15 protein-coding genes and 1 tRNA gene are annotated in these 16,250 nt (G+C 62.8%); 11 read left to right on the forward strand and 5 right to left on the reverse strand.

The genetic code is table 11. The features are described 5' to 3' along the window. Nucleotides 1-16 precede the first annotated feature (16 nt). The 4 genes from J6497_RS00655 to J6497_RS00670 all read left to right on the forward strand — a co-directional run bounded on the left by J6497_RS00655 (nt 17) and on the right by J6497_RS00670 (nt 2,026). Nucleotides 17-478, forward strand: a complete 462-nt coding sequence (locus J6497_RS00655; RefSeq protein WP_225702296.1) for an arsenate-mycothiol transferase ArsC — start codon at nt 17-19, stop codon at nt 476-478. Between the two features lie 468 nt (nt 479-946). Further along, complete coding sequence (locus tag J6497_RS00660) at nt 947-1,579, forward strand: Maf-like protein (protein ID WP_225702777.1); 633 nt, start codon at nt 947-949, stop codon at nt 1,577-1,579. A 1-nt stretch (nt 1,580) separates the two neighbouring features. Further along, nucleotides 1,581-1,787 carry a DNA gyrase inhibitor YacG gene (gene yacG, locus J6497_RS00665; protein ID WP_225702297.1) on the forward strand — a complete coding sequence of 69 codons (207 nt, stop codon included), beginning with the start codon at nt 1,581-1,583 and terminating at the stop codon, nt 1,785-1,787. A gap of 163 nt (nt 1,788-1,950) precedes the next feature. After that, nucleotides 1,951-2,026: transfer RNA gene (locus J6497_RS00670), tRNA-Phe, on the forward strand. A gap of 76 nt (nt 2,027-2,102) precedes the next feature. Here the strand turns inward: J6497_RS00670 and J6497_RS00675 are convergent. Both J6497_RS00675 and J6497_RS00680 read right to left on the reverse strand, forming a co-directional pair. Beyond that, nucleotides 2,103-2,525: a CBS domain-containing protein gene (locus J6497_RS00675; RefSeq protein ID WP_225702298.1), complete on the reverse strand. Its 423-nt coding sequence runs from the start codon at nt 2,523-2,525 to the stop codon at nt 2,103-2,105. Nucleotides 2,526-2,580: 55 nt separating this feature from the next. Beyond that, entirely contained in the window at nt 2,581-3,051 is a 471-nt protein-coding gene (locus J6497_RS00680; RefSeq protein WP_225702299.1) for an aminoacyl-tRNA deacylase, read from the reverse strand. Nucleotides 3,052-3,403: 352 nt separating this feature from the next. Here J6497_RS00680 and J6497_RS00685 point away from each other — a divergent pair, with 352 nt between their 5' ends. Next, nucleotides 3,404-3,958 carry an REP-associated tyrosine transposase gene (locus tag J6497_RS00685; RefSeq protein WP_225702300.1) on the forward strand — a complete coding sequence of 185 codons (555 nt, stop codon included), beginning with the start codon at nt 3,404-3,406 and terminating at the stop codon, nt 3,956-3,958. Nucleotides 3,959-4,114: 156 nt separating this feature from the next. Here J6497_RS00685 and J6497_RS00690 read toward each other — a convergent pair whose 3' ends face one another. Continuing rightward, nucleotides 4,115-5,146: an alpha/beta fold hydrolase gene (locus tag J6497_RS00690; protein ID WP_225702301.1), complete on the reverse strand. Its 1,032-nt coding sequence runs from the start codon at nt 5,144-5,146 to the stop codon at nt 4,115-4,117. Between the two features lie 1,144 nt (nt 5,147-6,290). Between J6497_RS00690 and J6497_RS00695 the strand changes: the two genes are divergently transcribed. Beyond that, nucleotides 6,291-7,922: a DUF1521 domain-containing protein gene (locus J6497_RS00695; protein WP_225702302.1), complete on the forward strand. Its 1,632-nt coding sequence runs from the start codon at nt 6,291-6,293 to the stop codon at nt 7,920-7,922. A 76-nt stretch (nt 7,923-7,998) separates the two neighbouring features. Further along, nucleotides 7,999-8,583 (forward strand): hypothetical protein, encoded by a 585-nt coding sequence (locus tag J6497_RS00700; RefSeq protein WP_225702303.1) that lies wholly within the window; start codon nt 7,999-8,001, stop codon nt 8,581-8,583. Between the two features lie 120 nt (nt 8,584-8,703). Here the strand turns inward: J6497_RS00700 and J6497_RS00705 are convergent, their stop codons facing one another. Together J6497_RS00705 and J6497_RS00710 are read right to left on the reverse strand one after the other, a co-directional pair. Next, the gene (locus J6497_RS00705) at nt 8,704-12,048 is read right to left on the reverse strand and encodes a LysM peptidoglycan-binding domain-containing protein (RefSeq protein ID WP_225702304.1); all 3,345 of its coding nucleotides are present in this window, start codon (nt 12,046-12,048) and stop codon (nt 8,704-8,706) included. 139 nt (nt 12,049-12,187) lie between these two features. Further along, a complete protein-coding gene (locus tag J6497_RS00710; protein WP_225702305.1) occupies nt 12,188-12,757 on the reverse strand; it encodes a hypothetical protein in 570 nt (189 codons plus the stop codon). A 74-nt stretch (nt 12,758-12,831) separates the two neighbouring features. On the opposite strand from J6497_RS00710, the gene J6497_RS00715 reads away from it, so the two are divergent. From J6497_RS00715 to J6497_RS00730, 4 genes are all read left to right on the forward strand, one after another. Next, complete coding sequence (locus J6497_RS00715) at nt 12,832-13,071, forward strand: hypothetical protein (protein ID WP_225702306.1); 240 nt, start codon at nt 12,832-12,834, stop codon at nt 13,069-13,071. Between the two features lie 184 nt (nt 13,072-13,255). Then, nucleotides 13,256-14,041, forward strand: coding sequence for a response regulator (locus J6497_RS00720; RefSeq protein WP_225702307.1), 786 nt, complete (start codon nt 13,256-13,258; stop codon nt 14,039-14,041). A gap of 134 nt (nt 14,042-14,175) precedes the next feature. Continuing rightward, the gene (locus J6497_RS00725) at nt 14,176-15,561 is read left to right on the forward strand and encodes a type II and III secretion system protein family protein (RefSeq protein ID WP_225702778.1); all 1,386 of its coding nucleotides are present in this window, start codon (nt 14,176-14,178) and stop codon (nt 15,559-15,561) included. Nucleotides 15,562-15,575: 14 nt separating this feature from the next. Then, complete coding sequence (locus J6497_RS00730; RefSeq protein WP_225702308.1) at nt 15,576-16,250, forward strand: CpaD family pilus assembly lipoprotein; 675 nt, start codon at nt 15,576-15,578, stop codon at nt 16,248-16,250.

A 16,250-nucleotide genomic window follows, 5' to 3' on the forward strand; every position in this document is an offset into this window, starting at 1 on the left:
AGACAAAGCATAAGGCATGGAGGCGCCGCCCGCGCGCAACCCGCAGGCCGTGCTGTTCGCATGCGGCCAGAACAGCGTGCGCTCGCCGATGGCGGCGAGCCTGTTGCAGCAGATGTTCCCGCAAGGCCTCTATGTGCGCTCGGCCGGCGTGAAGAAGGGCGAGCTCGACCCGTTCGCGGTCGCCGTGATGGCCGAGCTCGGCCAGGATATCTCCGCCCACAAGCCGATCACCTTCGACGAGCTCGAGGATTGGGAGGGGCTGAATTTCGACCTGATCGTCACGCTGTCGCCGGAAGCCCACCACAAGGCGCTCGAATTGACCCGCACGCTCGCCGCCGACGTCGAATACTGGCCGACCCAGGATCCCACGGGCACCGAAGGCAGCCGCGAGCAGAAACTGCAGGCCTATCGCGAAGTCTGCGACAGCCTGTTGATGCGCATCCGTCGCCGTTTTGCAAAAGCCTTCGCGAGCGATTAGCCAATTACTCCGCCGCTCCCGCGTGCTCCTTGCCTCTCCCTGCAAGGGGGAGAGGGCCGGATTGCATGCAGCGAAGCGAAATGCAATCCGGGTGAGGGTCTCCGGTCCCTCGAGGGACTACCACTCGCGGAGGCAACCCCTCACCCAACAGAGTTCGCGTCGACCACCTGAGCAGCCCTCTCCCACAAGGGGCGAGGGCACATCAATCGGCAGCGCGAATAGACCCTTCGCCCCTTGCGGGAGAAGGTGGCGCGAAGCGCCGGATGAGGGGTTCTCTCCGCGCGCACAGACAGACGCGGCCTCGCACCCCTCACCCCCTTGTCGCTTCCCTGACAAAGAGCTGTGCTTATGGGCCTTACGTCCTCTCGGCGGAAATGATTCGCACCCGGTTCCACGGTTGTGAAAGAAAGCCCCATCCGATAGGTTCCGCGCGCCTTTACCCCTTATCCCGCTTCTTCCATGAACCTGATGCTTGGCCGTCCCAAACTCGTTCTTGCTTCCGGCTCGCCGCGGCGGCTGGCATTGCTCAACCAGGCCGGGATCGAGCCCGATGCGCTGCGTCCGGCTGATGTTGACGAGACCCCGCGGCGGGGCGAGTTGCCACGCGCCTGCGCCAATCGCCTGGCGCGGGCCAAGGCGGAGGCGGCGCTGAAATCGGTGCAGCTCGACGACGACATCCGCGGCTCCTTCATCCTGGCCGCCGACACCGTGGTCGCGGTCGGCCGCCGCATCCTGCCGAAGGCCGAGCTGGTCGACGAGGCCGCGCAGTGCCTGCGGCTGCTCTCGGGCCGCAATCACCGCGTCTATACCGCGATCTGCCTGGTGACGCCGCGCGAGGCGTTCCGCCAGCGCCTGGTCGAAACCCGCGTGCGTTTCAAGCGTTTGAGCGAGGATGACATCGAGGCCTATATCGGTTCGGGCGAATGGCGCAGCAAAGCCGGCGGCTATGCCGTGCAGGGCATTGCCGGCTCGTTCGTGGTCAAGATGGTCGGGTCCTACAGCAACGTCGTGGGCCTGCCGCTCTATGAAACCGTCACGCTGCTCGGCGGCGAAGGTTTTCCGATCCGATATGGCTGGCTGAACACTGCTACGGTTGGCTAAAATGCCGGAACAGCGACGACAGGCGGGCGCCGCGGAGGCGCCTGCGAAGGCGGAGAAAACCTCCAAGCCGTGCCCGATCTGCGGCAAGCCGGCCGAGCACGCCTTCCGTCCCTTCTGTTCCTCCCGCTGCCGCGACGTCGACCTCAACCGCTGGCTCTCTGGCCGCTACATCGTCCCCGGCCGCGACGACGTAGCCGAGGAGGAATAGCGAGCCTTTCCAATAAGTTGGGGAAAATTCCACTTCACCCTCGATCAGGCCGCGAAGCCGGGCCAGCCGCGCCGTAGCCGAAGGCGAAGGCGGGTGGACAGCAGCCCTCCACCCCACTATAACCCGCCCGCTCGCTTGGCCTTTTCCGGCCGTCCCGCGACCTGCCCAGGTAGCTCAGTTGGTAGAGCATGCGACTGAAAATCGCAGTGTCGGTGGTTCGATTCCGCCCCTGGGCACCATTTCTCCGGCAAAGCAACACGCTCCCCCACCTCCAGCCTTTGGCGGCGGCTTGGCCGTTGTCACGCCGGTCGCGCGTCAGTGATGGCCCGAAACGCTCCTGACGCACTCGGACAGGAGATTGTCACCAGACGCAGAATGGCTGACATCACCCAGACTGAGGATGCCGACCATCCGCTTGCTCTTGTTGATCACCGGCAGTCTGCGGATCTGCAGCGTCTCCATGTGACGTATCGCCTTTGCGAGGTCATCGTCCTCCCGGCAGCAATGGATGCCTTCGGTCATGACATCGCGCGCCGTCGCGCGACGAGCATCGAAGTTGTTGCTCGCAAGCCCTTTGCAGACGATATCGCGATCGGTCACCATCCCGATCAGCCGATCGTTCTCTCCGATCGGAATGCAGCCGACGTCATGCTCCCGCATCAATTTCGCGAGTTCGTTGACAGGGGTGTCGGGGCTGACCCAGTCGACGCCCTTGTGCATCACTTCTTTGACTTTCATGGCAGACCTCCGTTACTGGATTTCAGGTGCACTTGATGCAACGCAGCGCCAATCCTCAGTCGTGTGCGCTAAAGCGTCCATGCGGTGCGTTTGCCGTCAGGCGCGCAAACTGCTCATGCGTGAGATGAAGCAGGGTCTCATGATCGCCGGCTTCCATATAGATTTCCGGCTGTGTCTCGATGCTATCGTCGACGATGATATCGAGCCCATAGCACTTGCCAACGGCAGGGACGGCGCCGCGTGCGCAGTCGCGAAACAGTCGATTGATCTCGGTTTCATCCGCCATATCGACGGTATCACCGAGCGTTGTCCGCAGTTCCGCCAGACGGAGGTGGTGTGATGCGGGCACGACGGCGAGAATATATTCGCCGTCGCGTCGCAACACGACGCCCTTGGCAAGACGGTCGCCCGAGATATTGCATGCTTCAGCCGTGCGAGCGGACGACATGCTCGGCTCGTGCCGGATCTCATCGTATTGGATGTTTTCAGCGGCCAGGTATTTTTGCAGTGTGGGAGCGATGGACATGACGTGACCTCCGGTGCGGGTAGGCAAACCATCCGCCGTAAGGTCTTCCTGCAGAGCCTCGCCTTACGATGGGCGGCTGCGTCGTTATAAGGCCAACATATTCCTTCCATCCGCCGGCTGCAATTCTTCGTCAGCGAGTGGGGGTGCGATGCAACACCTCCACCTTGGCGTTGGTATGCCGCGTACGGATCACCGATTAGGCAGAGTCCTTGGCCCAATTCTCGAGCGCTCTGGCCAGGTGCCCCCTCAAAGAAAAATCGGAAGGCCGAATTGTGTGACGTTCCTAGCCCGTCGCCCGTAGGATGGGTGGAGCGCAGCGATACCCATCAAACCACTATGCTAACGTGTGGGCATGACCGACTATCGCCGCAACTTCATCGCCGGAGGCAGCTTCTTCTTCACCGTCAATCTGGCGGAGCGACGTCTGCGGTTGCTGACCGAGCACATCGACGAATTGCGAGATGCGTTTCGACAGATACGTCGAGTCCATCCCTTCACAATCGAAGCGATGGTCGTCCTGCCCGATCACCTCCACACCATCTGGACAATGCCTCCGGGCGATGCGGATTTTGCCACGCGCTGGCGCTTGATCAAAACGGGCTTCTCGCGCCGCCTGCCTGCCGGCGAACGAGTTTCCGAAAGTCGTGCCGCCAAGGGCGAACGTGGCATCTGGCAACGGCGCTACTGGGAACATACCATTCGAGACGAGAGCGACTTCGCCCGTCACGTCGACTACATCCACATCAATCCGGTTAAGCATGGGCTGGTGACGCAGGTCCGGGATTGGCCGCATTCATCTTTTCATCGTATGGTGAGGCTCGGAGTTTATCCCGAAGACTGGGCCGGCGATTTCTCGGATATCGACGATACGTTCGGCGAGCGGACACGGGAATGGACGGCGGGATGATGGGTATCGCTTTCGCTCCACCCATCCTACGGCTAGCTGGTGCCGCACCAAGGATGGTGGGTTACGCCTTGCGGCGTTGCGTGTTGAAGCCGCGGAATGTACGTTCGGCTAACCGATCCTTACCGGCTTACACGCGCTGCTACTCCCACTACTTCGTCACCATCCCCCGGTCTCCGGATGCTGCAGCCATCCCAGCACGGCGTCGTGGAAGCGGGCTGGCGCCTGGACTTGTGGCGAGTGGCCTAAATCAGGAAATTCGATCAGTTGCGCGTGCGGGAAGCGCTTGGCGGCTTCCTTGCCGAGCACGGGATAATTGCCGAGCTTGGGACGAATGGCCGGTGGCGCGAGGTCCTTGCCGATTGCGGTGGTGTCCTTGTCGCCGATCAGGAGCAGCACTGGCGTTTTGATGCGCTCGAATTCGTAGAACACCGGCTGGGTCGCGATCATGTCGTAGATCCGCGCCGAGCTCGATGCCACGGCCTCGCGTCCGGAGCCGCGATACATGCCGGCCAGCATCTGCACCCAGGGTTCGTACGCCGCGTCCCAGGTGCCGGCATAATAGGTCGCGCGCTCGTAGGCGCGAATGGTGTCGGCGGTCACGCGCTTCTCGCGCTCGTTCCAGCCGTCGAGGCTGAGCCACGGCACACCCTTGGCTGCCCAGTCCTCGAGCCCGATCGGATCGACCAGCACGAGCTGATCGACGGCCGCCGGATACATCAGCGCATAGCGCATCGCCAGCATGCCGCCGGTCGAATGACCCATGATCACCGAATGCTCGATGCCGAGTGAGGCCAGCAATGCGCGGGTGTTGCCCGCGAGCTGCTGGAAGGTGAATTGATAGCGCTCGGGCTTGCTGGATTTGCAGAACCCGATCTGGTCGGGCGCGATCACCCGATAGCCGGCCGCCGTCAGCGCCTTGATCGAGCCTTCCCAGGTGGCGGCGCAGAAATTCTTCCCATGCAGCAGCACGACGGTGTGGCCGTTCGGCGTCGACGGCTTCACGTCGAGATAGGCCATCTCCAGTTCCTGGCCTTGCGAAGCGAACCGATAGCGCGCCACCGGGAAGGGATATTCGAAGCCCTGCAGCTCCGGCCCATAGGCCGGCCCGTCGTCTGCGGCGGAGGCCGGTGAACTCAGGCTCACGGCGGCGGTCAATGCGAGAGCGAACAAGGCGGCAAGACGGATCATCGGGCAATCCTGCAGATTGGAACATCAGGCGGCCTCGGACTAACGCAGCAGTGCAACGCTATCCAGAAGGCTCGCGATGATTTGTTTGTGATTAGCGTTGAGATCGACCACCTACCGGCTGGCCCTACGCCGTCATTCCGGGGCGCGCGAAGCGCGAGCCCGGAATCCATTCATCCACGGGCGCAAGCGGCGAAATGGATTCCAGGCTCGTCCTTCGGACGCCCCGGAATGACAGCGTGTGTTGAAGCGCGAGCTGCGACAAATCAACCCGACGGGCAAATCACCCGAAAGTCTGTCCAGACCATCGCGCAAAAATAAATCGCTTAACCCGACGGGCAAATCACCGCTATGACTCCGCGCGTCTCACGGCGGATGAGGGGCGGCTCGCGATCGTCACGAACGTTGCGGTGGGATGCGGTGGACGCGGGTGTTGCGACTGACGAGCGTGACTATCCGTGGACGGCGAAGTCGTGTGGTTCTGGCGCCCCGACGCTGGCGCTAAGTTCGCGAGCAGCAAGAGCTGCCGCGGGCGACGGTGGCAAGAAAGCCCGGTCACCGGGAAGAGCACGAAGTAAGCCGTAAACCACTGCGCAGGGAAAGCCGGTGTTGCTCCGGTTGACCTGTGGTCCTACCCCCGTGCTTTTTGTTGCACGGGGCCCACGGGTGCAACCGGCACCCGGCTTTCCCTGCGCCCTCTACTCAATGAGAGGGCGAAACGAGATGCAAAGCTCGGACGCAAAGCGCCGCGAGAACGCGAGCTCACACCCGGCGTCTAAATCAGACGTAGGATGGGTAGAGCGCAGCGAAACCCATCATTCGCACCGCCTGCTCCGAAGCTGATGGGTTTCGCTGCGCTCTACCCATCCTACGGAATTGCTGTTTGAAATTTGAATCAGAACGCGAACGTGCCACACAACAACGGAGTGCGTAGGTACCGGCGATAAGGATCCGCGCTCGCCGTGACAACACGCAACGAACAGCTCGCGCCGTCAGCTTTTCGAAAGCTGCGCTCGATAGGTTTTCTGCGGTGAGCAAGTTGGTTTTGAAGGGCCTCGGCGCGCGAGCAGCATGCCAGGGCTCGTGTAGATCATGCGGGCTGGCCTCGCCGGTCTCGCCGTCTTCAAGACAACAGGAGTGAATAAATATGACGTCTCTTTCCCTGGTGGGCGGATTCAATTTGTCGCTGAATGGCCTGTCGCCGCAAGGCGCGGTTGATGGTGCTCTCTTCAACACGCTGTTCGGACAGATCGGCGGCGGCGGTTCCTTTGTCGGCGAGGTGCAGGCGGCGCAGACGTCGGCGGAAAAATGCGCGCTGATCAACGCCTATGCGCAGGGCTTTGCCGCAGCGAGCGGGCAGGGCAGCGGCTCATCCTCGCCGGTTCCGGCGCAGCTTTACCAGGCCAACCAGGCCCCTGTGCTTTCGGCGAACCTTTCGGCGGGCCTTTATCCGTCGCAGAGTGCAGCGTTGCCCGAGGTGATGCAGGGTTTCGCCTCGCTCGCCAATCTTGTCGACCAGTCGCAGTTGCCCGAGCCTGTGCAGCGTCAGTCGCTCGACGGCATCGCGAGCCTGATGTCGCAGCTTCAGGGATTGTCGCAATCCTATCCGCCCGCGCCGCCGAGCTGGAGCAATCCTCCCTCGATCCTCCCGGCTCCGGTCAACCAGAGCCCGGCGCCATCGGCGGATCCGGTGTGGACGCATGAGACCGGTGACGGCAAGGCCACGATTCGTCTCGGCGACAAGTACACGATCACCGCCAACGAGAAGGATGCGAGCTGGACCGTCCGTAACAACGAGACCGGTCATGTCACCAAGGTTCACGGCGATCCTCACGTCGATGACGACAATGACGGCAAGAACGATTTCGACTTCAAGAAGGACATGACGTTCCAGCTCGAGGATGGCACCAAGATCACCGTGAACACGGTGCCCTACGGTAACGGCGAGACCATGTCGTCGAAGCTGACGATCACCAACGGCAACAACGCCATCACCGTCGAAGGCCTCGGCGACAAGAAGGATGGCGCTGACAATCTGAAGGTGACACAGTCCAACTCCGGCGTGGCGCTCGATCAGCTGACCGCGGATGGCGCGCAGACCATCTACGAGCGGGGCCAGGATTGGGTCAACGCGTCAGGCCAAAAGGTCAGCCAGGAGTCGATCAACGCCGGCGAGGCCGGTCAACAGAGCAGCGGCGCGCCCGGTGCCAGTCAGAATCCCGGCGCCTCGTTCAACATCCCGACCTACATCCTGCCGCCGGCGCCCGTCACGGCCGATGCCTGGTCGCACGAACAGCAGAACGGCAAGGCCACGCTCCGTCTCGGCGACAAATACACGATCACGCTCGACGAGAACGATGCGAGCTGGACCGTCCGCAACAACCAGACCGGCCATACCACTAAGATCAGCGGCGATCCCCATGTCGATGACGACAATGACGGCAAGAATGACTTCGACTTCAAGAAGGACATGACCTTCCAGCTCGAGGACGGCACCAAGATCTCCGTCAGCACGGTTCCCTATGGTAACGGCCAGACCATGTCGTCGAAGCTGACGATCACCAACGGCAGCAACGCCATCACCGTCGAAGGCCTCGGCGATAGCAAGGATGGCGCCAATAATTTGAGGGTGACGCAATCCAACGCCGGCGTGACGCTCGACCAGCTGGCGCAGGACGGTGCGCAGACGATCTATGAACGGGGCCAGGATTGGGTCAATCGCTCCGGCCAGGTCGTCACTCAGGCGACGATCAACGCCGCCGAGCAGGCTGCGGCCTGAGTCGAGTCCGAACTCGGAACCTCGAAAGCGGGCGCCATGCGCCCGCTTTCTTGCGCTGTCGGGAAGGCGGCAAGTGATGAAGCCAATGCCGATGCGCGTGCTGGCGACGACCGTCTTGATGCTCGCCGCAGTCCCTGCGCACAGCGCCGAGACAGTCCGGGACGAGGCGACCGGACTCACCGTGACGCCGCCGGATGGCTATGTCGTGCAGCGCGAGACGCCGCCGGTCGTGATCCATGAAGGCGTACGCTTCGCGCTCAGAAAGCCGCTCGATCCGCCATCGACCGGCTGCACGGTCGAGGCGCAGTTCCTGCCCTCGATCGATGAAACGAGTGCAGCGCTGGGACGCGCGCTCTCAGCGCGGTCGCAGCAGGCAAAGACCTCCTGGCGCGACCAGGCGCTGCTGCAGATCATGTCTGAGGTCGCGGTGCAGTCGAGCCGGCCCTATTCGCGGGACGGGATTGAAGGGTTGGATGTCGAAGCATGGCCGCACCGGGACGGAGCGGGATCCGAGATCAATCGAACGACACGGATGCGCATCGTCGTGCTGAAACTGGGTAACGGCTACACCAACGTGACCTGCCGTGCCGCGACTGCTGACTTCGCCACCAGGCGCGCCGAATTCGACGCAGTGGTCCGCGGCGTGAGGCTGTCGCGCTGACCGGACGAGGTGAGCATCGATCGATCAATCCGCATGGCTGCGCGGCTGAAGAAAAGCCCTGATCTGTCCTTCCGGATCAGATCAGGGCTTGGCAGACAAGCCGCTGACGTCGCCGAGGCGCTATCCGAGCACGGGCTGCTCGAACAGCGCGCGTGCATAGTCGCGCAGGGCGGTCAGGCTGTGGGCGTTCGGATCCTCGTTCCGATAGACGCCGCCGCTATTGACGCCATAGCCGCCGCGGTAGCGCGTATCCTGCGGATCGTAGAGATAGTGCCCGCCATATTGCGGATCCTTGCCGCCCGGCGCCCAGACGTTGCGATCGTTGGACGCGGTGAGAGGATAGTTGCCGTTCTTGTCGGGCTCGACGGTCCAGACCTCCTTGATGAGGTCGTGGATTTTGTCCGGATCCTGCCTGTTGAGGCGCTGCATCAGCTCGTCGCCACTGATGCCGAACTGGCGGGCCGCGGCGGCGAGCGTGGGACCGGAGCTGTTGCCGTCATTGTCGTCATAGTCGGCGAGCTGCTCTGCGATCTCCGGCTTGTAGCCGGCCGCTTCGAGGAATTCGCGGCTCGGCTCCTCGAAGCGAGCCTTGTCCTTGGCGTCGTTGTAGAGATAGAGGCCGACGGCGGAAGCCAGTACCACGCCCGCGCCGACCGGGCCGCCGAACGTGGCGAGCCAGCTCTCGCTTGCCGCAACCGATCCGGCTGCCGCCAGAAAGCCGCCGCCTGCGCTGGTGCCGTAGAGCAGCGCCGCCGGCACGTCGCCTTTGGAGGCCGCATCCACCGCATAGGCCGCGTCGATCAGGCCGCCGCCGATCTTGAAGTAGGTGCTGAACTTGACCCAGCCCGGCTCGGTCGACAGGCCGGTGCGGTTGGCCTTTTCGAGCAGCGTGCCGGACAATTGCTGCGCGTTGGGAATGCGGTCCAGTCCGAGCCAGCCGCGCTGCGCCATCACGGACAGTCCCTCGGCCGTCTCCTTCAGCGTACCGACGGCGTAGTAGACCGCTTTGGTCTTGTCCAACATCGTGGTGCCGCCGTTGGCGAGCTTCTCGTAGGACAAGTAGGTCTGGTAGCCGCTGAAGGCCGCGCCAAGGCCGTTCATGCTGCCGCCGAACAGCGATACCTTCTTCGGATCGATCGTGACCGTCTGACGGGTGAAGAGATCGACGACCTGACGCGGCGATCCGGCGTTACCGGCGCCCAGCGCGCCGAGCGCCGAAGGCTGGCTCTGCATCGCGGCGTTGCCGAGCTCCTTGACGAAGTTGCGCGAACCGCCAATCGAGGAGTTCGGATTGGCCCTGGGGCCGCTCGCAACCTCATTGGCCAGCACCTGCCGCAGCACCTCGTCGCTCGCTTTGTCGCTGATGCCGGCGGCGAATTGCGCTTCCTTGCTTTCGCCCAGCTCCTTCTTGGCCTTGCCGAGTTGGTCGGTCTGGCTCAGCCCCTGAAGTTGCGGCAGCGCTGCATTGATCGCGAGATTGGTGCGGACGATGGCGTAGCCGTCGCCATCGAGCGCGTTGTAGCTCTGATCGAATTTCGGCAGGATATCCGGATTGCGGTTGAGATAGTCGATGGTCGCGGCATCGAGCTTTTCCTTCGACATGATGCCGGACCAGTCGGCCCGCAGGCGCGTGATGTCGCCGGATGCCTCGCTGAACGTCTTGACGTCGCTCTCCACGCGGCCTTGCAAGCCTTGGGTTCCGACTGAGATGGCGCTGACCAGGCTATCCGCTTCCGATGTCCGGCCCGACGCCTTGAGCTGGGTTGCGGTGGCGAGCTGAAGGGAAGCGCCCTTTCCGTCGAGCACGCTCTGCATCACCGCCTGCTGGTAGGGCTGCAGCGGATAGGAGGGGCTGTCCTTGACATGCGGCTGGAATTTCTCGCTCGGCAGGTGCTTGATCATCGCAGCCGCGACATCATCGACCACCTTTTGGCCGTCGGTTGCCCGGGCCGCCATGTCGGTGGCCGCCGCGAGATTGCCGTAGACCGCGTTGTAGTCCTTGTACGAGATCGGCCCGTCGCCGTTGCGCATGCTCTTGTCGAGGTCCGACGCAATCGCGTCGATGGTCGGCATGCTGGCCGCTACGATCTGCTTGGCCGTCTCCGGCGAGACGGTGGCCGTCTGCGCATTCAGCGCGTCCGCCGCCGCCTTCGCACCACCCTTCTGGTAGGCGGCTCGAACGGCATCGACGCCCGGCTTCACGGTCTTGTTGTAGGCCGCCTGATCAACGAGCGAGGAGAAGCCCGCTTCCTGAGGGCCGTTGTTCTGAATCAACGCCGCGCGCGCCGCGATCGCGAGCTCGCGCTTTTCCTTCGGAACCTTGCCGGCGACATCGTCGAGCTGACGTTCGATCTCCTGCCGCACACCGTTCTGCGCGTTGGTCAGGTTCTGCTGCAGCTGCGGAAGGTTGGCGGCGCCGGTCTTCTTTGCCTCGTCAACGGCAGATTGGGCCTTGCGGACATCGTCGTATTTGCTGACGGCGACGCCAAGCGTGTCGCGGGTCCATCCCTGATCGTGCCATTCGCTGGTCACCGTCTTGTAGGCGCCATCCACTTCCGAGGCGACCTTCGGATCCTTGGCGAAGTGCTGCTTGATCTCGTCGAGCTGCGGCTTCACGCGTTCCTCAGGGTAGGCCTGACCGTTGCCGAGGTCGCGCAGACGATTCTCGATCGCGCCGCGCACATCCTTCCAGGCCGCATCGGCTTCCGAGTCGGTCGCCTTGTTGGCCTTGTCCACCAGGCCCTGGAAGTGGGACAGGCCGACACCGTCCTTGTCCCATTCAGCGTTGACGGTGGCCCGTGCACGGTCAACGGCGCCCTGATAGGCCTTATCCTTCGGCAGGCGGCTGCGTATTTCGCCAAGTGCTTGATTGGCACCGTCGTCGGGGAAGAACGAGGTCTTCCCCGCATTGCGAAGATCGCCCTCGATGGTTTTTTGTACGTCGTTCCAGCGGCGGTCCACCTCGGCACGCGCGCCGGAGAGCTGCGAAGCCGCTACCGAGCGTGACTGGTCGGTGCCCTTCGGATCATGGGCGAGGCGCTCCAGCGATGCGACGGAATCTTCGGCCCGGTGGGCGGCACCGACCTGGTGCTTCGCGGTGACGACGCGCTGATCGGCATTCGGCACCGTCACGTGCTCGCCGGGATGGATGAGGTTCGGGTTCTTGAGGTCCTTGTTGGCGTTGAGAACGTCTCCGTAGGATGTCCTGTAGTCCTTCGCGATCCTCGCCAGCGATTCGTCCTGCTCGACTTTGTGGTCGACGGTTGTACGAGGAACGTTGTCGGTTGCTTTCGGGTCCGATGTCGGCGCGGCAGGGTTCGGTTGCTTGTCGTGTTCGGTCTTGGCCGCCGCCAGCGACGCATCGAAATCCTTCTTCTCGGGCGTTTTCGGCTTCGCGACCGGCGCATCGGTCGGTTGAATGCGGTTCTTGCGGGGCGCGGCATCTGCGACGGCGGCAACGGCCATGATTGTTCCTCTCTTCATGGTCGGCGCGGCACACCATACGGACGCTAGGTCCGAGGCGCGTTATCCTGCCCAGCCCGAATGGTCCGCACCTTCGGGCACAGGCTAGAAGTGCAAGCTGATTGTAACCTGACGATGCAGCTTAGAGCGTCGGCGGCTCCACCCCATGCACGACGTCGAGGAATGCGGCGCGCCGGCTTTCGAACTGCTCTTTCTCGGCGGTGCAGACGACGGTCGTACGGCCCTTTGGAGTCTCCAGAATGGCCATGAAATTGCGCAAAGCCTTGGCCCGATCCGGAGCGGCGAATGTCGGCTTCATCTCCGCAATCAGCGATACGCCGACGATGCCGGACTGCAGATAAGGCTGCTCTTCACTGACGTCGGAAAAGGTGGCGATCGACCAGCGCGCGCGCTCGCGCCAATTCGGCTCGCTCGCGATTCGATTGATCTCTGCTTGGCTGAGACGCGCATTCTGCGGCAGCGGCTCGAATGCCACCTGGCAGCCGGTGTCGCGGTCACCGGACTGCTTGACCGCGACACGCACCGTGAACGGTGCGGCCAGACTCATCGGCTGCACCGCGTAGCCCGGCGGTGGCTTGATGCGCAATCCCGAGTCCGCATCCGACCATGGTTCCGCTGCAGTGGCCTCGAACGATGTGACGTGCGCGCTGACGAGCATAAGGGCGGCCAGTTGTAAGCGAGATGAGATCATTCGATGGCATCCTTGATTGCAGTTCGGATCGAATGCGCGTGTCATGAAGCGCGCGGCGTATGGAAGTCAGTTCCATGATCGCGAACATTCCGCGAATGAACCGACCCGCGTGCATGCCTGCTTTGCTGCCGAAGCTGATGTTGCGCGAACGCCGCAAGCGGAACACGCAAGCGGGCGAGCGCTGCGCGAGAATCGAATCTTGTCTCGACTTCGTAGCGTCGCGCGGTGCGTTCATGAAAATAGATCATGCAAAACATAGGTTTTTGACGTTGATGTGCTGCGGATATAGCGAGACGATCGAACAGTGGCTCTGAACGATGATCGCGATCGCCATGAATGACGTGTGACAGAAGCAAGGAATATGTAAGGAAAGCGTCCGCTCGAGAATTCTCGCTGTAAGAAAACTTTCGCGTGATTTCTTTCTTAACCGTCCCTAACGTTCGTCGATACAACGGATAACCAACAGGAAGGCAGGCGCCATTACGAGGATGGAGCCCTATGCGAATTTTGCTCATTGAAGATATGAAAGTACTTGCCTCAATGATGGAGGAGGCCCTGATCAATGATGGATTTGTAGTGGATGTTGCAGGATCGCTCGAAGAGGCGGCCGCCGCGACGGGCTGCGCGCCCTATGACATTGTGCTGCTCGACCGCAAGCTTCCGGATGGAGATGGATTAAGTTGGTTGAGAGCGCGCCGCCGCTCCGGCTTTTCATGCCCTGCGATCATCATGACGGCAGTGGCGGGCGTGAATGATCGTATCGAAGGTTTGAATGCGGGAGCGGATGATTATGTCGCAAAGCCGTTCAGTGTCGAGGAACTGATCGCGCGGATCCGCGCGATTCTGCGGAGGCCGCCCTCGATACAGGATGCCAATCTTCGCGCCGGCAATCTCGAGTTCGACACCGTGAGCCGACAGGTGTGGGTCGACGGATGCGAGATCCGCATTCCGCGCCGTGACCTCTGCCTGCTGGAGGTGTTGATCAGGCGGTTCGAACGCGTGGTCACGCGAAGCGCGCTTGAGGAGAGCCTCTACAGCTTCAATGACGAAGTCTCCTCCAATGCTATCGAAGTGGGTGTCTACCGTTTGCGTGCGCATCTGTCGGAGGCGAGTGCGAATGTCCGTGTCCGCACTGTCCGCGGCGTCGGCTACCTCTTGGAGCCGATGCTTCGCGAGGCGGGCGGGAGTGCTGCGAGCGGCGGGCTGGTTGCCCGGCAGATGGCAAAGGGCTCGTCGAACGGCCGCGAGACGTCGCGACGTCTGCTCGATACCGGAGCCGGCTAGGCGGACCCGGATCGTCGGTTGGGGATGGCCGATCGCCGCCGGGCGATCGGCGGGAGGAGAAAGAACCTTTGATCGCGAGTGGAGCGCGTCAAACTGCTGCGGCCATTCTCAGTATTTTCGTGGTACTTGCATCGATGGGGTCGCTCGATGCGCAAACAGTTCAGAGCGGGCGGGGGCTGCCGGGGCAACAGGCCGGTGCAGTTGTCGCGGCGCGTCCGCGTGCGCCGGCAACTGCGCCACGCAATGCGCCGGCCAAAATGTCGGGACGACTGGACATCACCATCTCGCGCGGGGAGACCATCCATCTGCCGGGTCCGGCCACCAACATGTTCGTCGCCGATCCGACGATTGCCGATATCCAGACGCCTTCGAACGAAACCATCTTCGTGTTCGGCAAGAGGGCGGGCAGGACCAGCCTGTTTGCGCTGGATGCCCGCGGCGAGGCGCTCGCCGAATTCCAGGTGGTGGTGACCCAACCGATCGAGGATTTGCGCGCTCTGCTGCGCAGCGAGGTCGGCGACTATCCGATTTCCGTCAGCTATACGCCAAACGGCGCCGTGCTGAGCGGGCTGGTGCCGAATGCGGCGGTGGCGGAGAGCGCCAAGGCGGTCGCGTTGCAGTTTCTCGGCAACGGCGCGATCGTCAGTAACCGCCTCAAGGTGGCCGGCGCGACGCAGGTCAATCTCAATGTGCGCGTGGCGGAAGTCTCGCGCAGTGCGATGAAGGCGCTTGGCATCAATCTCAACGCCTTTGTCAGGGCCGGCAACTTCACCTTCGGTCTCGTGAACCCGAGCCCGCCGTCGGGAGGCGGGCAATTCGGCGTCGGCTATGTGACCAACGATGTCGGAATCGGCGCGGTGCTCGATGCGCTTGCCCAGGAGAAGCTGGTTACCATCCTCGCCGAACCAAACCTGACCACTGTCTCCGGCGAGCCTGCCAGTTTTCTGGCAGGAGGTGAGTTTCCGATTCCCGTCTCCCAGGGGCTCAACCAGATCTCGGTCGAATTCCGCAAATTCGGCGCAAGCCTGGAATTCGTCCCGACGGTGCTGTCAGGCAATTTGATCAACATCCGCGTCAAGCCGGAGGTCAGCGAGCTGTCCTCGCAGGGCGCCATCGTCATCAACAATTTTTCGGTCCCCGCATTGTCGACGCGCCGCGCCGAGACGGTGGTCGAACTCGCGAGTGGCCAGAGCTTCGCCATCGGCGGCTTGATCCGGCGTAACTTCAACACCAACATCCAGACCTTTCCCTGGCTTGGCGATGTGCCGATCATCGGCGCGCTGTTCCGATCGAGCCAATTCCAGAAGGAAGAGACGGAGCTTGTCATCATCGTCACGCCCTATCTGGTGCGACCATCCCCGGCAGCGAGCGCGATGCAGGCGCCGACCGATCGGGTCGGCCCGCCCACCGACGCGGGACGAATCCTGTTCAACACGCTGACGAAGCCACCCAGGGGACGCGTCGCGCCCGCGACCAGCGTGCCGGGTATAACCGGCGAAGCTGGTTTCCTGATCGAATAATGGGGCTGTTCATCATGATCGTTCTGTCTCGTCGCCTTGCTCCGCTCGTGATTGCGGGTCTCGCATTGTCCGGCTGCTACTCGGCACCGATCTTCGTCGAGCCGACCGCGCAGGCGATCATGGTGCAGCCAGAGGTGAATGTGCTGGTCCTGCAAGGCGGGTCCGCCGGCAGACTCGCTTCCTCCGAACGCAACCGCCTCGTCGACTTCCTCCGCCTTGCCGGCAACGGCCGGATCGACGCCTTGCATCTGAAAGTGATCGGCCTCAATCCATATTTGCGCCGCTCGGTGGCGGTCTCCGCCACCTCAATCGGAGTGCAGCCCTGGAACATCGTCGAAGTTGCCGAGCCAGCCGATGACCGCGGGCGATACGCCGTGCGGGTGCTGGCTGACCACGCCGCTGCGCTCCCTCCGGTCTGCCCCTCGCTGTCCATCGTCGGACCGTCCGGCAATAACAATGATTTCGATCAGACGCTCGGCTGTTCGAACCGCGCCAATCTGGCGCTGATGGTCAATGATGGCCACGATCTGCTCGGCAATCCCGCCGTCGCCGCAACCGATGGCGAGCGCGCTGCCGTGCCGATCGAACGCTACCGCGGCTTCAATACCCAGGGGACCGCGGGACGTACGCCACCGCCGAGCGGCGGACCGGCGCTCACGCGCTCCGTGCTCGGGGGCGCTCCTCAATAG

The organism is Bradyrhizobium cenepequi, assembly GCF_020329485.1.
Lineage (GTDB): Bacteria > Pseudomonadota > Alphaproteobacteria > Rhizobiales > Xanthobacteraceae > Bradyrhizobium > Bradyrhizobium cenepequi.

What these genes read in the sequence shown, in the direction of transcription:
- J6497_RS00655 (WP_225702296.1), top strand. Translation starts at nt 17, where the DNA reads ATGGAGGCGCCGCCCGCGCGCAACCCGCAGGCCGTGCTGTTCGCATGC.
- J6497_RS00660 (WP_225702777.1), top strand. Translation starts at nt 947, where the DNA reads ATGCTTGGCCGTCCCAAACTCGTTCTTGCTTCCGGCTCGCCGCGGCGG.
- yacG (WP_225702297.1), top strand. Translation starts at nt 1,581, where the DNA reads ATGCCGGAACAGCGACGACAGGCGGGCGCCGCGGAGGCGCCTGCGAAG.
- J6497_RS00675 (WP_225702298.1), bottom strand. Translation starts at nt 2,525, where the DNA reads ATGAAAGTCAAAGAAGTGATGCACAAGGGCGTCGACTGGGTCAGCCCC.
- J6497_RS00680 (WP_225702299.1), bottom strand. Translation starts at nt 3,051, where the DNA reads ATGTCCATCGCTCCCACACTGCAAAAATACCTGGCCGCTGAAAACATC.
- J6497_RS00685 (WP_225702300.1), top strand. Translation starts at nt 3,404, where the DNA reads ATGACCGACTATCGCCGCAACTTCATCGCCGGAGGCAGCTTCTTCTTC.
- J6497_RS00690 (WP_225702301.1), bottom strand. Translation starts at nt 5,146, where the DNA reads ATGATCCGTCTTGCCGCCTTGTTCGCTCTCGCATTGACCGCCGCCGTG.
- J6497_RS00695 (WP_225702302.1), top strand. Translation starts at nt 6,291, where the DNA reads ATGACGTCTCTTTCCCTGGTGGGCGGATTCAATTTGTCGCTGAATGGC.
- J6497_RS00700 (WP_225702303.1), top strand. Translation starts at nt 7,999, where the DNA reads ATGAAGCCAATGCCGATGCGCGTGCTGGCGACGACCGTCTTGATGCTC.
- J6497_RS00705 (WP_225702304.1), bottom strand. Translation starts at nt 12,048, where the DNA reads ATGGCCGTTGCCGCCGTCGCAGATGCCGCGCCCCGCAAGAACCGCATT.
- J6497_RS00710 (WP_225702305.1), bottom strand. Translation starts at nt 12,757, where the DNA reads ATGATCTCATCTCGCTTACAACTGGCCGCCCTTATGCTCGTCAGCGCG.
- J6497_RS00715 (WP_225702306.1), top strand. Translation starts at nt 12,832, where the DNA reads ATGATCGCGAACATTCCGCGAATGAACCGACCCGCGTGCATGCCTGCT.
- J6497_RS00720 (WP_225702307.1), top strand. Translation starts at nt 13,256, where the DNA reads ATGCGAATTTTGCTCATTGAAGATATGAAAGTACTTGCCTCAATGATG.
- J6497_RS00725 (WP_225702778.1), top strand. Translation starts at nt 14,176, where the DNA reads ATGGGGTCGCTCGATGCGCAAACAGTTCAGAGCGGGCGGGGGCTGCCG.
- J6497_RS00730 (WP_225702308.1), top strand. Translation starts at nt 15,576, where the DNA reads ATGATCGTTCTGTCTCGTCGCCTTGCTCCGCTCGTGATTGCGGGTCTC.